The organism is Kiloniellales bacterium (assembly GCA_030064845.1).
In the GTDB taxonomy this organism is placed as follows: Bacteria; Pseudomonadota; Alphaproteobacteria; order Kiloniellales; family JAKSDN01; genus JASJEC01.
In genome coordinates, this window is record JASJEC010000036.1 from 1 (window position 1) to 15,000 (window position 15,000).

The 15,000-nt window shown below is 68.3% G+C and carries 14 protein-coding genes (1 of these 14 only partly in view); 11 read left to right on the forward strand and 3 right to left on the reverse strand.

The features are described 5' to 3' along the window. The 4 genes from QNJ67_13780 to QNJ67_13795 all read left to right on the forward strand — a co-directional run. Positions 1 to 720: acyl-CoA dehydrogenase family protein (locus QNJ67_13780; protein MDJ0610041.1), on the forward strand; the 720-nt coding region annotated here is incomplete at its 5' end. Positions 721 to 852: 132 nt separating this feature from the next. Then, on the forward strand, positions 853 to 1,572 hold the full coding sequence (locus QNJ67_13785; protein ID MDJ0610042.1) for an SPOR domain-containing protein: 720 nt from the start codon (positions 853 to 855) through the stop codon (positions 1,570 to 1,572). 109 nt (positions 1,573 to 1,681) lie between these two features. Continuing rightward, the gene (locus QNJ67_13790) at positions 1,682 to 2,284 is read left to right on the forward strand and encodes a 2-hydroxychromene-2-carboxylate isomerase (GenBank protein MDJ0610043.1); all 603 of its coding nucleotides are present in this window, start codon (positions 1,682 to 1,684) and stop codon (positions 2,282 to 2,284) included. A 66-nt stretch (positions 2,285 to 2,350) separates the two neighbouring features. Next, positions 2,351 to 3,805, forward strand: a complete 1,455-nt coding sequence (locus tag QNJ67_13795; GenBank protein ID MDJ0610044.1) for a DUF2142 domain-containing protein — start codon at positions 2,351 to 2,353, stop codon at positions 3,803 to 3,805. Between the two features lie 42 nt (positions 3,806 to 3,847). Here the strand turns inward: QNJ67_13795 and QNJ67_13800 are convergent, their stop codons facing one another. From QNJ67_13800 to QNJ67_13810, 3 genes are all read right to left on the reverse strand, one after another. After that, complete coding sequence (locus QNJ67_13800) at positions 3,848 to 4,819, reverse strand: threonine dehydratase (GenBank protein MDJ0610045.1); 972 nt, start codon at positions 4,817 to 4,819, stop codon at positions 3,848 to 3,850. A 228-nt stretch (positions 4,820 to 5,047) separates the two neighbouring features. Then, positions 5,048 to 7,225, reverse strand: coding sequence for a xanthine dehydrogenase family protein molybdopterin-binding subunit (locus tag QNJ67_13805; GenBank protein ID MDJ0610046.1), 2,178 nt, complete (start codon positions 7,223 to 7,225; stop codon positions 5,048 to 5,050). Positions 7,226 to 7,229: 4 nt separating this feature from the next. Further along, entirely contained in the window at positions 7,230 to 7,688 is a 459-nt protein-coding gene (locus QNJ67_13810) for a (2Fe-2S)-binding protein (GenBank protein MDJ0610047.1), read from the reverse strand. A gap of 231 nt (positions 7,689 to 7,919) precedes the next feature. Here QNJ67_13810 and tauD point away from each other — a divergent pair, with 231 nt between their 5' ends. From tauD to QNJ67_13845, 7 genes are all read left to right on the forward strand, one after another. After that, entirely contained in the window at positions 7,920 to 8,810 is an 891-nt protein-coding gene (gene tauD / locus QNJ67_13815; GenBank protein ID MDJ0610048.1) for a taurine dioxygenase, read from the forward strand. Then, entirely contained in the window at positions 8,807 to 9,280 is a 474-nt protein-coding gene (locus tag QNJ67_13820; protein MDJ0610049.1) for a GNAT family N-acetyltransferase, read from the forward strand. Before tauD ends, QNJ67_13820 begins: the two co-directional genes overlap by 4 nt. Before the next feature lie 63 nt (positions 9,281 to 9,343). Continuing rightward, positions 9,344 to 10,951 carry a carboxyl transferase domain-containing protein gene (locus QNJ67_13825; GenBank protein ID MDJ0610050.1) on the forward strand — a complete coding sequence of 536 codons (1,608 nt, stop codon included), beginning with the start codon at positions 9,344 to 9,346 and terminating at the stop codon, positions 10,949 to 10,951. Positions 10,952 to 11,054: 103 nt separating this feature from the next. After that, positions 11,055 to 11,885, forward strand: a complete 831-nt coding sequence (locus QNJ67_13830) for an enoyl-CoA hydratase/isomerase family protein (protein MDJ0610051.1) — start codon at positions 11,055 to 11,057, stop codon at positions 11,883 to 11,885. 16 nt (positions 11,886 to 11,901) lie between these two features. Then, on the forward strand, positions 11,902 to 13,899 hold the full coding sequence (locus tag QNJ67_13835; protein MDJ0610052.1) for an acetyl/propionyl/methylcrotonyl-CoA carboxylase subunit alpha: 1,998 nt from the start codon (positions 11,902 to 11,904) through the stop codon (positions 13,897 to 13,899). Continuing rightward, complete coding sequence (locus QNJ67_13840; protein MDJ0610053.1) at positions 13,896 to 14,411, forward strand: GNAT family N-acetyltransferase; 516 nt, start codon at positions 13,896 to 13,898, stop codon at positions 14,409 to 14,411. The genes QNJ67_13835 and QNJ67_13840 overlap by 4 nt, the downstream gene beginning before the upstream one ends. A 5-nt stretch (positions 14,412 to 14,416) precedes the next feature. After that, on the forward strand, positions 14,417 to 15,000 hold the 5' portion of the coding sequence (locus tag QNJ67_13845; protein MDJ0610054.1) for a hydroxymethylglutaryl-CoA lyase. Its footprint extends 313 nt past the window's final position; only the first 584 of its 897 coding nucleotides appear in the window; it begins with the start codon at positions 14,417 to 14,419; its stop codon lies off the right edge, out of view.

A 15,000-nucleotide genomic window follows, 5' to 3' on the forward strand; every position in this document is an offset into this window, starting at 1 on the left:
GAGAAGGTCGGCAATCACTACGTGCTGAACGGGGTGAAGCAGTTCATCACCTCCGGCCGCGAGGCCGACCTCGCCATCGCCTTCGCGGTGACCGATCCGGCGGCCGGCAAGAAGGGCATCTCGGCCTTCATTGTGCCGACCGATACGGCCGGCTACACGGTCGCGAGCGTCGAGAACAAGCTCGGGCAGAAGGCCTCCGATACCTGCCAGATCGTCTTCGAGGACATGAAGCTGACGCCGGACCTCCTGCTCGGCGAGGAAGGACAGGGCTACCGCATCGCCCTTTCCAACCTCGAGGGCGGCCGGATCGGCATCGCAGCCCAGTCGGTCGGCATGGCGCGCGCCGCTTACGAGGCTGCGCTCGCCTACGCCCGGGAGCGCGAGGCCTTCGGCGGGCCGATCCTCGACCTGCAGGCGGTCTCCTTCCGCCTCGCCGACATGGCGACCCGGCTGCACGCCGCCGAGCTGATGGTGATCGAGGCGGCGCGCTTGCGCGACGCCGGCCGGCCCTGCCTCAAGGAGGCGGCTATGGCCAAACTCTTCGCCTCGGAGATGGCGGAGAAGGTCTGTTCCGATGCGATCCAGATCCACGGTGGATACGGCTACCTCACCGACTACCCGGTCGAGCGCATCTACCGCGACGTCCGGGTTTGCCAGATCTACGAAGGCACCTCCGACATCCAGCGCCTGATCATTGGACGCCAGATCGCCGCCTCCTGAGCGCGCTCTGGAACGACTCGGCCGCCTCGGTATATGCTGCTTACAAAATCTTGTGCAGGCCGGAAACCAGAGTTTTCCGAGATGGGCAGCGCGGTGATGCGCGAAATAGGGATCCGCGGCCGGAGCGGCCTCGTGGCGGTTCTGCCTGTGTTCGCCGTCCTCGCCGTGACGGCGTCCTCCCCCGCGGAGGCCGGTGACGCGGGGAAGGCGGAGGCGCCGCAAGCCGAGACCAGCGTAACCGACCACTTGATCGACCGGGTGATCGCGCGGGCCGACGGAATGCTCGACCGCCAGGACGTCGAGTCGGCGCGCCTGCTCTACAGGCTGGCCGCGTCCCAGGGCAGCGCCAAGGCCGCGGCCAGGCTCGCCGCCAGCTACGACCCGGAGGAGCTCGAAGCCCTGGGCATCGAGCCGCAGTTCGCCGATGCCGTAGCAGCGGCGGACTGGTACCGGACGGCGATCGAAGAGGGTTACCCCGAGGCGGCGGCCGCGCTCGAGCGCCTGCTCGCAGCGCACGAGAAAGCGGTTGAATCGCCGCCGCCGGCGAAGGCGCCGGTGACCTCCGCCGCTCTGCCGGTGGCCGGCGCGGCGCCACTCGGCGCGAAGGGCAAGGCCTACTGGATCCAGCTCGCCTCCCTCCCGAACAGCGCGACCGCCGAACGGGAGCGCGTCCGACTGAAGCAGGGTCTCGGGGCTCTCCTGGGCAGCAAGGACCTGCGCCTGCAGGAGCGGCAGCCCGGCGGGCGAACCATGTTCGGTGTGCAGACCGGTCCCTTCGAGGACCGGGCCGAGGCCGATGCGCTTTGCGAACTGCTCAAAGCCAAGCGGCAAGATTGCTTCGTGGTCTGGTGACCTGGAGCCCGTCCGCTCTGGGGCGGTCGCTAAAGCCACCGGGTGTTTGCTCCCCCCGGCCAGCGGGTGCTAGTGGTGACCCCTCTGCTAAGAACCCGGGGGTCCCGCGATGGCCGAGGCGATCGATTTCTATTTCGATTTTTCCAGTCCCTACGGCTATCTAGCGGCCGAACGGATCGATGCGTTGGGCCGGAAGCACGGGCGGCGCGTGACCTGGCGACCGTTCCTGATCGGCGTTGTGTTCAAGGCCACGGGCAGCGAACCGCTGCTCGATATCCCCCTGAAGGGCGCCTACGCGCGCACCGACCTGGAACGGGCGGCGCGCCTCATGGGCGTAAACTTCACCTTGCCGTCGCCCTTTCCCTTCATGTCGGTGGCCGCCTCGAGAGCATTCTATTGGCTGGACGACCAGGATCCCGGCTTGGCCCGGGACTTCGCCAAGGCGGTCTATCGGGCTTCCTTCGCCGAGGGCCGCGACATGAGCGGCGCCGCCGCGGTCGTGTCGGTCGCCGCGGGTCTCGGAGTCGACGGCGAAGCCCTCTCGGCCGCGCTCCAGGACCAGGCGGTGAAGGACCGCCTGCGTGCCGAGGTCGACGGGGCGATCGAACGGGGCGTCTTCGGGTCGCCCTTCATCCTGATCGACGGCGAGCCCTTCTGGGGCCACGACCGCCTCGACCATGTCGACCGCTGGCTGGAGACCGGGGGCTGGTAGCGCGGCGCCGCACCGTTCTCAATCCCTCTCAAACAAAATCTTAACCCTCTCGAATAAGGATCTTTTTTGTGGTCGATCCTGAGACTCGGCCCGCGTCTCGCATTGCCAGTGTCCGTTTCTTTCGTGAAGGCTGTGGCAAGACTCCTGACGATTTCATCCCTGCTTGAACGGCCGGAGCGCTTGTATCTGGCGATCGGAGCGGTCTTCGGCCTCGCCTACCTCGCCCTGATGCCGCCGATGGCGATGACTGACGAACCGTGGAACTTTGTCCGCGCTTATGAAGTGGCGACCGGCAATTGGACAGGCTCGGAAACGCTCCCGGAGGGACTTCGTGCCTTCCGCGAAATCGCCTTCGAGCATGTCAAGAGCGGTGAGCCCTTCACTTCGGCGGAGTGGCGAGCGCTGGCGGGTACGCCGCTGCTGAGCGATCAGCTCGTCCCACACGACAACCCGACGGAAATCGTTCTGCGCATCCACAATCCGCTCGCCTACATCCCCTATGCGCCCTCCATGTGGGCCGGCCTCGCCTTCGATCTGCCGCCGATCGCCATCTTGTATCTCTGCCGGGCGACGACATTGATCCTCGGTCTCTGTCTGATGTTCCTGGCCTTGAGAAGCGTCCCGGCCCGCCACCCGCTTTTCCTTTTGATCGCGCTGACGCCTACGGCCGTGTGCTATCTCGGCACGATCAACATCGACGCGTTTCTCACCGGCGTTGCCTTCCTCTTCTGCGTGCGCGTGTCCAACATCGCCGGCGGTGACGGGCGCCTGGACCGCGCATCCTTGGCGCAGTTGGCGGCGCTGGGCGCTCTCTTCGGTGTCTTCAAGGCCCCCTACATCCTCTTGCCGCTGCTGGCGGTGCTGATCCCGGTCGAGAAGTTCGGATCGATGAGGGCGAAGGCCCGGGCCATGGCCGTCCTGCTCCTGCCCGGCCTCGCGATCGCGCTTGTCTGGGCGCTGGTCGTCAAGACACAGATGATCGGCGACCTCACCTACAGCGCCGATGGCAGGGGAGGGGTGCGGTCCGGGGAGCAGCTGGGACGCCTGCTCGTGGCCCCTTGGGAGTTCCTGCTCGTCCTTTTCCGGACAATTGCCAACCCGGACTTCGTTGGACAGGCGAGCGCGGATATCGTCGCCCACATCGGTTGGCGTTTGGTGTCGCCGCCTGTCTGGATCTATGTGCTCTGGTTTGCGGCCCTCGTTCACCTCGCGTCCGGCGACCGCGTGGATCTCGGCCGCATGACGTCGGCTGTAGGGCTCGGCGCGCAGACGGGTCTCTTCGTCGCGATCGTTGTCGCGGCGTTGTTCTTTCTGTACCTGCAATGGTCGCCCGTCGGGTCTCCCTCGGTCGTCGGCTTTCAGGGCCGCTATCTCCTGCCGACCCTGCCGCTCTTGCTCTACTTGCCGTTCTTGAGGATCGACGTCTTCGGATCCAGACAGCGGCGTCTGGGCTGCGTTGCGGTCTGTGCCGTCGCCATCCAATCCGGCGTGATCTTCGCGGTCATCGACCAATTCCACTGAAACGGCGCTCTTCCCGCTAAGGTTCGACGCCGAACCCGCGCCCTAATCTTCGGCGGCGATCCCGCCATCGAGGATCTCGCGGTAAACATCCTTGTCGATGTTGCCGCCCGAGAGCACGACCGCGACTTTCTTGCCGGCCATGGCGTCCTTCTCTTGGAGCAGGGCGGCCAGAGGCGCCGCGCCGGCGCCCTCGGCGACATTGTGGGTGTCGCTGAAGTAGGCGCGCATGGCCACCTTGATCTCGTCGTCGGAGACCTTGACGATCCGCGCGGCGCCGGCGTTGATCAGGGCGACCGCCTCGGCCACGGGCACCCGGCAGGCCATGCCGTCGGCCATGGTGTCGGCGACATTGGTCGAGACCGGCTCGCCCTTGGCGTAGGAAAGCGCGTAGCAGGGCGCGTTCTCGGCGACCACGCCGATCACTTCGGCCTTGCTGCCGATGGCGTCGCGCGCCGCCATGACGCCGCAGATGCCCGAGCCCAGGCCGATCGGCACGTAGACCGCCTCCAGGTCGGGCACCGCGGTGAAGAGCTCGAGGCCGTAAGAGGCGACGCCCTTCACCAGCTCCGGACAGAAGGACTCGACCATGGCGAGGCTCTCGGCCTCGGCGCGCTCCTTGGCATACTCGAGGGCGGCCTGGAAGTCGTGGCCCTGGACCACGAGTTCCGCGCCCTGCGCCTTCATGGCCGCGTTCTTTTCGACGCTGTTGCCCTCGGGCACGACGACGGTGGCGGAAAGGCCGAGCAGCCCGGCCGCCGTGGCGATCGACTGCCCGTGGTTGCCGCGGGTCGCGGCGATCACGCCCTTGATCGCCGGATCGCGCGCCTTGAGGTCGCTCAGGTAGGTCAGGCCGCCGCGCAGCTTGAAGGCGCCGATCGGCGTGTGGTTCTCGTGCTTGACCCAGACCTGGCAGCCGGTGCGCTCGCGCAGCAGCGGCCAGGCATGCTGCGGCGTCGGCGGCACATGACGGTGAACCAGATCGGCGGCTTCCTGAAGGTCGGTGAGGGTGAACATGAACACGACACTAGCCGCTGCACGCGCGCAACAACAGATCTTAACGGCCTCAAGAAAAAGGGTTTCACCACAGAGACACAGAGGTCACAGAGAAGAAACTGTCAGCCTGCGGGCTTCGCGCGCGAAAGAAACCTTTCTCTTCCTCGGTGTTCTCTGTGGTGATCAAAATGACCCTGGAAGCCGGCCTTCACTGGCGCCGGCTTCTTCTCCCTTTCTAGCGACGGCTCCTTACACCAGTCCGTCGCGGGACAGCGGCAAGGCCTCCGGCCACTTGCCGGTCGCGGCGGCGATGGCGTTGGCGACCGCCGGGCCGATCGGCGGCGTGCCCGGCTCGCCGACGCCGGTCGGTGCCTCGGTGGAGGGCAGGATGTGGACCTCGATGTCGGGCATGTCCTCCATCCGAAGCGGCTCGTAGTCGTCGAAGTTGGCTTGGTCGACCGCGCCGTCGCTCAGCGTGACCTCGTTGCGCAGGATCGCGCCCAGGCCGTAGCCGATGCCGCCTTCCATCTGGCTCTTGATGTTGTCCGGGTTGACGGCGATGCCGCAGTCGACCGCGCACCAGACCTTCTCGACCTTGACCGTGCCGTCGTCCCGAAGAGAGACCTCGGCGACCTCGGCGACGTAGGTGCTGAAGGACTTCTGCACCGCGACGCCGCGCCAGCGTCCCTTGGGTAGCTCGGTGCCCCAGCCCGACTTCTCCGCCACCAGCTTCAGCACGCCGGTCTTGCGCGCGTCGTCCTTCAGCAGCTCCAGGCGGAAATCCACGGGGTCCCGGCCCGCCGCCTTAGCCGCGCGGTCGATCATGGTCTCCATGACGTAGGCCGTGTGGGTGTGGCCGACCGCCCGCCACCAGAGGCCGGGCACCCCGACCTGGGTGGTCTGGAGCTCGCCCCGGATGTTGGGGATGGCGTAGGTCGCGTCCTTCACGCCCTCGACCGAGGTCTTGTCGATGCCCTCGTGGACCAGGAACTGCTCGAAGATCGAGCCGGTCAGGATCGACTGGCCGACGATGCGGTGATGCCAGCCGACCAGCTTGCCGTCGCCGTCTAGCCCGGCGCGCACCTTGTGTACGTACATGGGCCGGTAGTAGCCGCCCTTGATGTCGTCCTCGCGGGTGTAGACCAGCTTGATCGGCTGGGGTTTCCCCCAGACCTTGGCGATGGCCGCGGCCTCGGCGGCGTAGTGGGAATCGTAGATCGCCCGCCGGCCGAAGGAGCCGCCGGCCCAGAGGGTGTTGATCGCGACGTCTTTCGGCTCGATCCCGAGCACCGCGGCCGCTGTCCCCTGGTCGCTGGTCTGCAGCTGCGATCCGGTCCAGAGCGTCGCCTTGCCATCCTTGAAGAGGATGGCGATGTCGATCGGTTCCATGGGCGCGTGGGCCAGGTAGGGGAAGCTGTAGGTGCCCTCGAGCACTTCAGCCGCGCCGGCGACGGCCGCGGCCGCGTCGCCGTCGTTGCGGAACACCAGCCCTTCCTGATCGGCCAGCGTCCGGTACTCGGCATCGAGCTGCGCGGTCGACCGGGTCTCGGCAGCCGAGAAATCCCAATCGATCTTGAGCAGGTCGCGCGCCTTGATCGCGGGCCAGGTCGAGGTCGCGAGGACGGTCACGCCCTGGGGCACCTGGATCACGCCGACGACGCCTTTGACCGCCTCGGCCGCGGCGGCGTCGAAGGACTTCACCGTCGCGCCCCACTTCGGCGCGCGCGCGGTGACGGCGACCAGCATGTCGTCGAGCTGCAGGTCCATGCCGTAAGTGTCGGGGGCGCCGAGAGTCTTGTTGATCGTGTCGAGGCGGGGGAAGGTCTTGCCGATGTGGACCCACTGGTCGGGTGTCTTCAGCGTCACCTCCTGGGGCACCTGCAGCGCGGCGGCCTCGTCCGCCAGATCGCCGAAGGTCGCCGACTTGCCGCTCGCGTGGGTGATCAGGCCGCGCTCTACGGTTATCTCGCCGGCCGGAACATTCCAGCGCCCGGCCGCTGCCTTGACCAGCATGGCACGCGCCGTCGCGCCCGCCTTGCGGTACTGCTCGAAGGAGTTGGGGATGGCGGTCGAGCCGCCGGTGCCCTGGATTCCGAAGAAGAGGTTCTTGTAAAGCTCGTTGTTGGCCGGCGCGAAGTCGGCGCGCATCTGGTCCCAGGTGGCGTCGAGCTCGTCGGCGACCAGGGTCGCCAGACCCGTGGCGATGCCCTGGCCCTTGTCCAGGTGCTTGGAGAAGACGGTCACCAGCCCGTCGTTGCCGATGCGGACGAAGGGCGTAAAGTTCGGCGCGGTTTCAGCGGCTTGTGCCGCTGCGCTCAGACCGCCTGCGAGGTGATGGCCGATCAGGAGGCCGCCGGCCGCGGCGGCGCTCAGCTTGAGGAAGCCGCGGCGGGAGGGGGCGAGTGCAGTCCTATCGATCGCACGCATGATCTCAGCCCTCCAGGATGTCGGCCGCGCGGTGGATCGCGGCGCGGATGCGGTGATAGGTCGCGCAGCGGCAGACGTTGCCGCTCATGGCGAGGTCGATGTCCTCGTCGCTCGGCTTCGGCGTCTCGGTCAGCAGGGCCGTCGCGCTCATGATCTGGCCGGACTGGCAGTATCCGCACTGGGGAACGTCGAGCTCACGCCAGGCGGAGCGGATCGCGTCGGCCTGCTTGCCCGCCAGGGCCTCGATCGTGGTGACCGCCTCGCCGTCGAGATCGCCGACCTGCAGCTGGCAGGAGCGCACCGGCTGGCCGTCGAGGTAGACGGTGCAGGCCCCGCACTGGGCGATGCCGCAGCCGAACTTGGTGCCGGTAAGGCGCAGCTCGTCGCGCAGGGCCCAGAGGAGGGGCGTGTCGGGGTCGACGTCGAGCTGGGCGGTCTTGCCGTTGACCGAGATCTGGATCATCCCTTGTCCTTTCTGTGCCTGTTCCTGGGTCTGCCGCCGGTCGGGCTGACGATTCCGAGATCTGGCGGTTCGGCCGGGGCAATTCAATCGAAGATCGTGTGACAGTCATGTGACACCGCCTCGAGGCCGGGAAGAAGGCCTTCCGCATATTGTGGCCGGCCCGCGGCGCCGGGGATGCCTTGGCCGCAAGAGTCGGAATCGGACAAGACGCCGCTCGTGGGCGGGTCTACGGTGATCTCGGACAGAGACAAGGGCATCGCCATGGGCAGTGGAACAGTTTCGATCGATCCCTTGACGCCGACCGTCGGCGCCGAAATCTCCGGGGTGGATCTGTCAGGGCGTCTGGATCATGGCACCCTCGACGCGCTCTACCAGGCGCTGCTGGACCATCTGGTGATCTTCTTCCGCGACCAGGAGATCGCGCCGTCGGCCCAGCTCGCCTTCGCCGAGAGCTTTGGCGCCATCGACCGGCCGCACCCAGTCTATCCCCATGCCGCGGGCCATCCCAACGTGGTGCTGCTGCAGAGCGGCCCGGACAAGAAGCCCGACACCAATCAGTGGCACACGGACTTGACCTTCTACGAGAACCCGCCCTTCGCCTCGGTCCTCTACGCCAAGGAGGTGCCGGCCACCGGCGGCGACACGCTCTGGGCCTCCATGATCGCCGCCTACGAGGCCCTGCCGGCCGAGATCAAGAGCCTGATCGAAGACCTCGAGGCGGTCCACGACCTGGGCGACTTCCGCAACGACTACCTTGCCAAGGGCGGCGTCAAAGCGCTCGACGAAGCCCTGGCCCGGGAGGGCTCGGCGGTCCATCCCGTCGCGCCGCGGCACCCGGTGACCGGGCGTCGCTGCCTCTACGTCAACCAGCCCTTCACCCGCATGATCGTCGGCATGGACCTGCGTGACGGCGACCGCTTGCTGCGCTACCTGCTCGATCACATCGACCGGCCGGAGTTCCAGGTGCGCTTCCGCTGGCGCCCCGGTTCGCTCGCCATGTGGGACAACCGGGTCACCCAGCACTACGCAGTCAACGACTACTATCCCCAGCGCCGAACCATGCACCGCGTCACCGTGGTCGACGACCGTCGGGCGCGGGAAGGGTGGCGGAAAGCTGGATGACCCTCGCCTTTCGTGAAATTACCGCGGACGACCTGCCGGCGGTCTTCGAGCTCCGCGTCTCGACGATCGAGAACGCCATCACCCTGGAGGAACTGGAAAGGGACTACGGCATCACGCCGGAGAGTCTGGCCGAGGCCATGAAGACCGACGTGAGGGGCTGGCTCTGCGAGGCCGACGGCAGGGTTGTCGGCTTCTCCATGGGCGACCGCTCGAACGGCGAGGTCCAGGTCGTCGCCGTCCTGCCCGGCTATGAGCGCCGGGGCATCGGCAAGGGCGTGCTGCAGCGGGTGCAGGACTGGCTCTATGACTCGGGGCACGAGGAGGTTTGGCTCTACGCCAACCAGGATCCGAACATCCGCGCCACCGGCTTCTATCGCAGGCTCGGCTGGCAGAAGACGGGTCAGACGAGGGGCGAAGACGAGGTCCTGATGCGCCGAAAGCCCCGGATCGGCACCGAGCCCCTTGGGTAGGATCGGGGTCCGAAGGGAACGGCGGCCCTTGCAGGCCGCGAGCGGTCCGGGTAGAGCCATTCTATGACCGTGCTCAAGAGCAACGTCTCCATCCGTTCCGAGGATTTCAAGGCCAATCGGGCGGCGATGGCCGAGCTGGTCGCCGACCTCGAGGCCCGGGTCTCGGCGGTCAAGGAGGGCGGCGGCGAGAAGGCGCGGGAGAAACATCTCGCGCGCGGCAAGCTGCTGCCGCGCGACCGGGTGCGCACCCTGCTGGATGTCGGCTCGCCCTTCCTGGAGCTGTCCCAACTCGCCGCGCACAAGATGTACGGCGGCGACGTGCCGGCGGCGGGGATCATCACCGGCATTGGCCGGGTCGCGGGCCGCGAGTGCATGGTGGTCGCCAACGACGCCACGGTGAAGGGCGGCACCTACTTCCCGGTCACCGTGAAGAAGCACCTGCGCGCCCAGGAGATCGCCGCCGAGAACCGGCTGCCCTGCCTCTATCTCGTCGACTCCGGCGGCGCCAACCTGCCGAACCAGGACGAAGTTTTTCCCGACCGGGAGCACTTCGGCCGCATCTTCTACAACCAAGCCAGGATGTCGGCGGCGGGCATCCCGCAGATCGCGGTGGTCATGGGCTCCTGCACGGCGGGCGGCGCCTATGTCCCCGCCATGTCCGACGAGAGCATCATCGTCAAGGAGCAGGGCACGATCTTCCTAGGCGGGCCGCCACTGGTGAAGGCGGCGATCGGCGAAGCGGTCAGCGCGGAGGAGCTGGGCGGGGCGGAGGTGCACGCGCGCACCTCGGGCGTCGCCGACCACATGGCCGCCGACGACAGCCACGCGCTCGCCATCGCGCGGCGCATCGTCGGCAACCTCAATCTCGTCAAGCACCACGACCTCGATATCGCCGAGCCGCGCGAGCCGCTCTACGACCCCGAAGAGATCTGCGGCCTTGTGCCGCCCGATTTGAAGAAGCCTTACGATGCGCGCGAGGTCATCGCACGTCTGGTCGACGGCAGCGAGTTCGACGAGTTCAAGGCGCTCTACGGCACCACGCTGGTCTGCGGCTTCGCCCGTCTCTTCGGCTACCCGGTCGGCCTCGTCGCCAACAACGGCATTCTCTTCTCCGAGTCGTCGCTCAAGGCGACGCACTTTATAGAGCTCTGCAGTCAGCGCGGCATCCCCCTGATCTTTCTGCAGAACATCACGGGCTTCATGGTCGGCCGCAAGGTCGAGGCCGGCGGCATCGCCAAGGACGGCGCCAAGATGGTGACCGCCGTGGCGACCACCCGGGTGCCCAAGCTGACGATGATCGTCGGCGGCAGCTTCGGCGCCGGCAACTACGGCATGTGCGGCCGGGCCTTCGGGCCTCGGTTCCTCTGGATGTGGCCCAACGCCCGGATCTCGGTCATGGGCGGCGAGCAGGCCGCGACCGTCCTGGCCACCGTCCGGCGCGACAACATCGAAGCGCGCGGCGATGCCTGGAGCGAAAAAGAGGAGGCTGCCTTCAAGCAGCCGATCCTCGAGCAGTACGAGCACCAGGGCCACCCCTACTACGCGACGGCGCGGCTCTGGGACGACGGCATCATCGATCCGCGAGACACCCGCATGGTCCTGGGCCTCGGCCTCTCCGCCGCGCTCAACGCGCCGATCGAAGAGACCCGCTTCGGCCTGTTCCGGATGTAGTCGGCTTCGACGGCAGCGGCCGGCCGGCGCCATCACCCTTCGACAAGCTCAGGGTGAGGGCGATATGTTTCAGATCCCACCCTCATCCTGAGCTTGTCGAAGGATGACCCCGACCAAAGGCTCGATTATCGGCAGCACCATGAGCGATCCTCTCTTTCTCGAAGAGCGTCAGCCCGGTGGAATCGCACGCCTCACCTTGGCGCGGCCCGAGGTGCACAACGCCTTCAACGACGACCTGATCGAAAAGCTGAGTGCATGCCTCGAGGGTCTGGCGACCGACAAAAGCGTCCGCGCCGTGGTGCTGGCGGCGCAGGGCAAGAGCTTCTCGGCCGGGGCCGACCTCAACTGGATGAAGCGCATGGCGGGCTACGACGAGGCGCGCAACCTGGCCGATGCGCGGGCGCTCGCCGGCCTGATGCGCCGTCTCAACGATCTGCCCAAACCCACTGTGGCTCTTGTCCAGGGCTCAGCCTTCGGCGGCGGGGTCGGCCTGATCGCCTGCTGCGACATCGTGCTCGCCGTGCCGGAGGCGATCTTCGCCTTGACCGAGGTGCGGCTTGGGTTGATCCCCGCGGTGATCTCGCCCTTCGTCGCCGCCGCCATCGGCACGCGCGCCGCCCGTCGCTACTTCCTGACGGCGGAGCGCATGACGGCGGTACAGGCGCGGGATCTCGGCCTGGTCCACGAGGTCGTGCCGGCCGACAAGCTCGAGAGCCGGGGCGCCGAGATCCTGGCCTCGCTCGCCAAGGCCGGCCCCGAATCGCTCGCCGCCGCCAAGGACCTGCTCTTCTGCGTCGCCGGCCGCTCGGTGGATCCGGCGATCGACGAGGAAACAGCGCGCCGCATAGCCAAGACCCGGGGCGGCGCGGAAGCGCGCGAGGGCATTGGCGCCTTCCTGGAAAAGCGCAAGCCGGCCTGGACCGGCGAGCCGTGAGGTGCAAGGGGGGACCTTGTTCGAGACGCTGCTGATCGCCAACCGCGGAGAGATCGCCTGCCGGGTGATCAAGACGGCGCGCAAGCTCGGCATCCGGACCGTCGCGGTCTACTCCGAGGCCGACCGGGACGCCTGGCACGTGGCCCTGGCCGACGAGGCCCACGAAATCGGGCCGGCGCCGGCCGCCGAGAGCTACCTCTCGATCCCGGCGATCCTCGCGGCCGCCGAGGCTTCCGGGGCTCAGGCGATCCATCCCGGTTACGGCTTCCTCTCAGAGAACGCCGACTTCGCTGAGGCCTGCGAAAAGGCCGGCCTGGTCTTCGTCGGTCCGCCGCCCGCGGCGATCCGGGCCATGGGCTCGAAGCGCGAGGCCAAGACGATCATGGAGAAGGCCGGCGTGCCCCTGGTGCCCGGTTATCACGGCGCCGATCAGGACGAGAAGACGCTCGCCCAGGCGGCGAAGAAGATCGGCTACCCGGTGCTGATCAAGGCCTCGGCGGGCGGCGGCGGCAAGGGCATGCGGGTGGTCGAGAAGGCGGCGGACTTCACCGAGGCCCTGGCGGGCGCCCGGCGCGAGGCCAAGGCCGGCTTCGGCGACGACACCGTGCTGATCGAGCGCTACCTGACCCGGCCGCGCCACATCGAGATCCAGGTCTTCGCCGACGGCCACGGCAACCAGGTTCATGTCTTCGAGCGGGACTGCTCGATCCAGCGGCGCCACCAGAAGGTGGTCGAGGAGGCGCCGGCGCCCGGCATGACCGAGGCGCGGCGCGCGGCGATGGGTGATGCGGCGCTGGCCGCCGCGGCCGCGATCGGTTACCGGGGGGCGGGCACCGTGGAGTTCATCGCCGAGGGCGAGGACTTCTATTTTATGGAGATGAACACCCGCCTCCAGGTCGAGCACCCGGTGACCGAGATGATCACCGGCCAGGACCTGGTCGCTTGGCAGCTCCGGGTCGCGGCCGGCGAGCCCCTGCCGCTGACGCAGGACCGGCTGAAGATCCGAGGCCACGCGATCGAGACGCGGATCTATGCCGAGGACCCGGCGCGCGGCTTCCTGCCGGCGACCGGCCGGCTCAGCCACCTTCGCTTTCCGGGTGAGGGCAGGCAGGTCCGCGTCGACAGCGGCGTGCGCGGCGGCGACGAGATCGGTCCGCACTACGACCCCATGATCGCCAAGCTCGTGGTCTGGGACGAGGACCGTCCCGCGGCCGTCCGGCGGCTGCGGCGCGCCCTGGAAGAGACCGAGGCCCTCGGCCTGACGACCAATCTGGCCTTTCTCGCCGCGCTGGCGGCGCACCCGGCCTTCGGGGCCGCCGAGCTCGACACCGGGTTCCTGGACCGCCATGGCGCGGCGCTGACCGAAGGGCCCGACCGGCCGGACGACGAGGTCCTCGCGCTGGCCAGCCTCGCCGTCCTTGAACAGCGCCGGGCCGAAGCCGCGGCCCATGCCCGGGAATCGGGCGACCCCTATTCACCCTGGCATCAGGTGACCGGTTGGCGGCTCACCGTTGGCAGCCATGTCGTCCTGCGCTTCCAGGGGCCGGAAAGCCTGGTGGCGGTCACGGTCTGGTACCTGCCGGAGGGTTACCGCCTGGGTCTTCCCGGCGGCGCGGTCGAGGCGCGCGCGACTCTGGACGAGGACGGCGGCCTGGACGCGGTGATCGACGGGCGCCGGCTCGCGGCAACCATCGTCCGCGAGGGGTCCGGGCTCGCCCTGGCCCGCGGACCGCGCAGCCACGTGCTCGCCTTGCACGACCCGCTCCTGCTCGACGACGCGGCCGGTTCCCTCGGCGGCCGCCTGGTCGCGCCCATGCCGGGCAAGGTGGTGCAGGTCAAGGTCTCGCCCGGCGAGACTGTGGCGGGTGGCGCCCCCCTTATGGTGCTCGAGGCCATGAAGATGGAGCACACCATCGCCGCGCCTTCAGCGGGCCGGGTCGGCGCGGTCCTGGCCGCGGCCGGCGAGCTGGTCGAGGAGGGCGCCGAGCTGGTCGTGCTGGAGTCTGTCGAGTGACACCGGCGCCGAGCACTTCGGAGCTCGCGGCGCCCGACTTCGTGCCGCTCTGGCGCGCCCGCGATCACCTGCCCGTCCTGGCGGACTGGCTCTGGCGTGCGTGGGGGCGGGACGAGGGCTATGCCGTAGCGGAGACGCGGGATTGGCTCTCCGATCTCGCCCGCGCCGACCGGAGGGAGACCGGCGTCGTCGCGTTGAGTGACGGCGAGCCTCTGGGCGTCGCCTTGCTGTGCAACCAGGACCTGGACTGCCGCAAGAACCTCTCGCCCTGGCTCTCGAGCCTCTTCGTCCAGGCCGCCGCGCGCAACCGGGGGATCGGCGGGCGCCTGGTACGCGAAATCGAACAGGCGGCCATCGAAAGACGCGTCCCGACTCTCTATCTCTATACGCCAGACCAGGGCGCGTTCTACGCCAAGCGCGGCTGGCGCCTGGTCGAGCGGCTGCAACTGCCGAAGGGAGAGGCCGACCTCATGTGCAAAGAACTCGCGGGGGCAGGGAGGCAGAGCGGGTGAGCGCCATGCCGCCTGAGGTGAAGGTCGTCGAGGTCGGGCCGCGCGACGGCCTGCAGAACGAGCCCGAGACCGTGCCGGTCGCGGTGCGGATCGCCTTGATCGACAAGCTGACTGCGGCCGGCCTATCGGTCGTCGAGGCGGGCAGCTTCGTCTCGCCCAAGTGGGTGCCGCAGATGGCCGACACCGACGCCGTGCTGGCCGGTATCTCGCCTGCCGAGGGGGTGAGCTATCCGGTCCTCGTGCCCAACATGAAAGGTCTCGAGGGCGCCCTGGCCGCCGGCGCCAAGGAGATCGCGATCTTCGGCGCGGCGACCGAGAGCTTCACCCGGAAGAACATCAACTGCTCGATCGAGGAGAGCCTGGCGCGCTTCGCTCCCGTCGCCGAGACCGCGCTGGCCCGGGGCCTCAAGGTGCGCGGCTATATCTCCTGCGTGCTCGGCTGCCCCTACGAGGGCGCTGTGGGTCCCGGCGCGGTCACCCGCGTCGCCGAGCGGTTGCATGCCATGGGCTGCTACGAGATCTCGCTCGGCGACACCATCGGGGTCGGCACGCCGGGCGCGGCGAAGGCCCTGGTGGAGTCCGTGGCGGC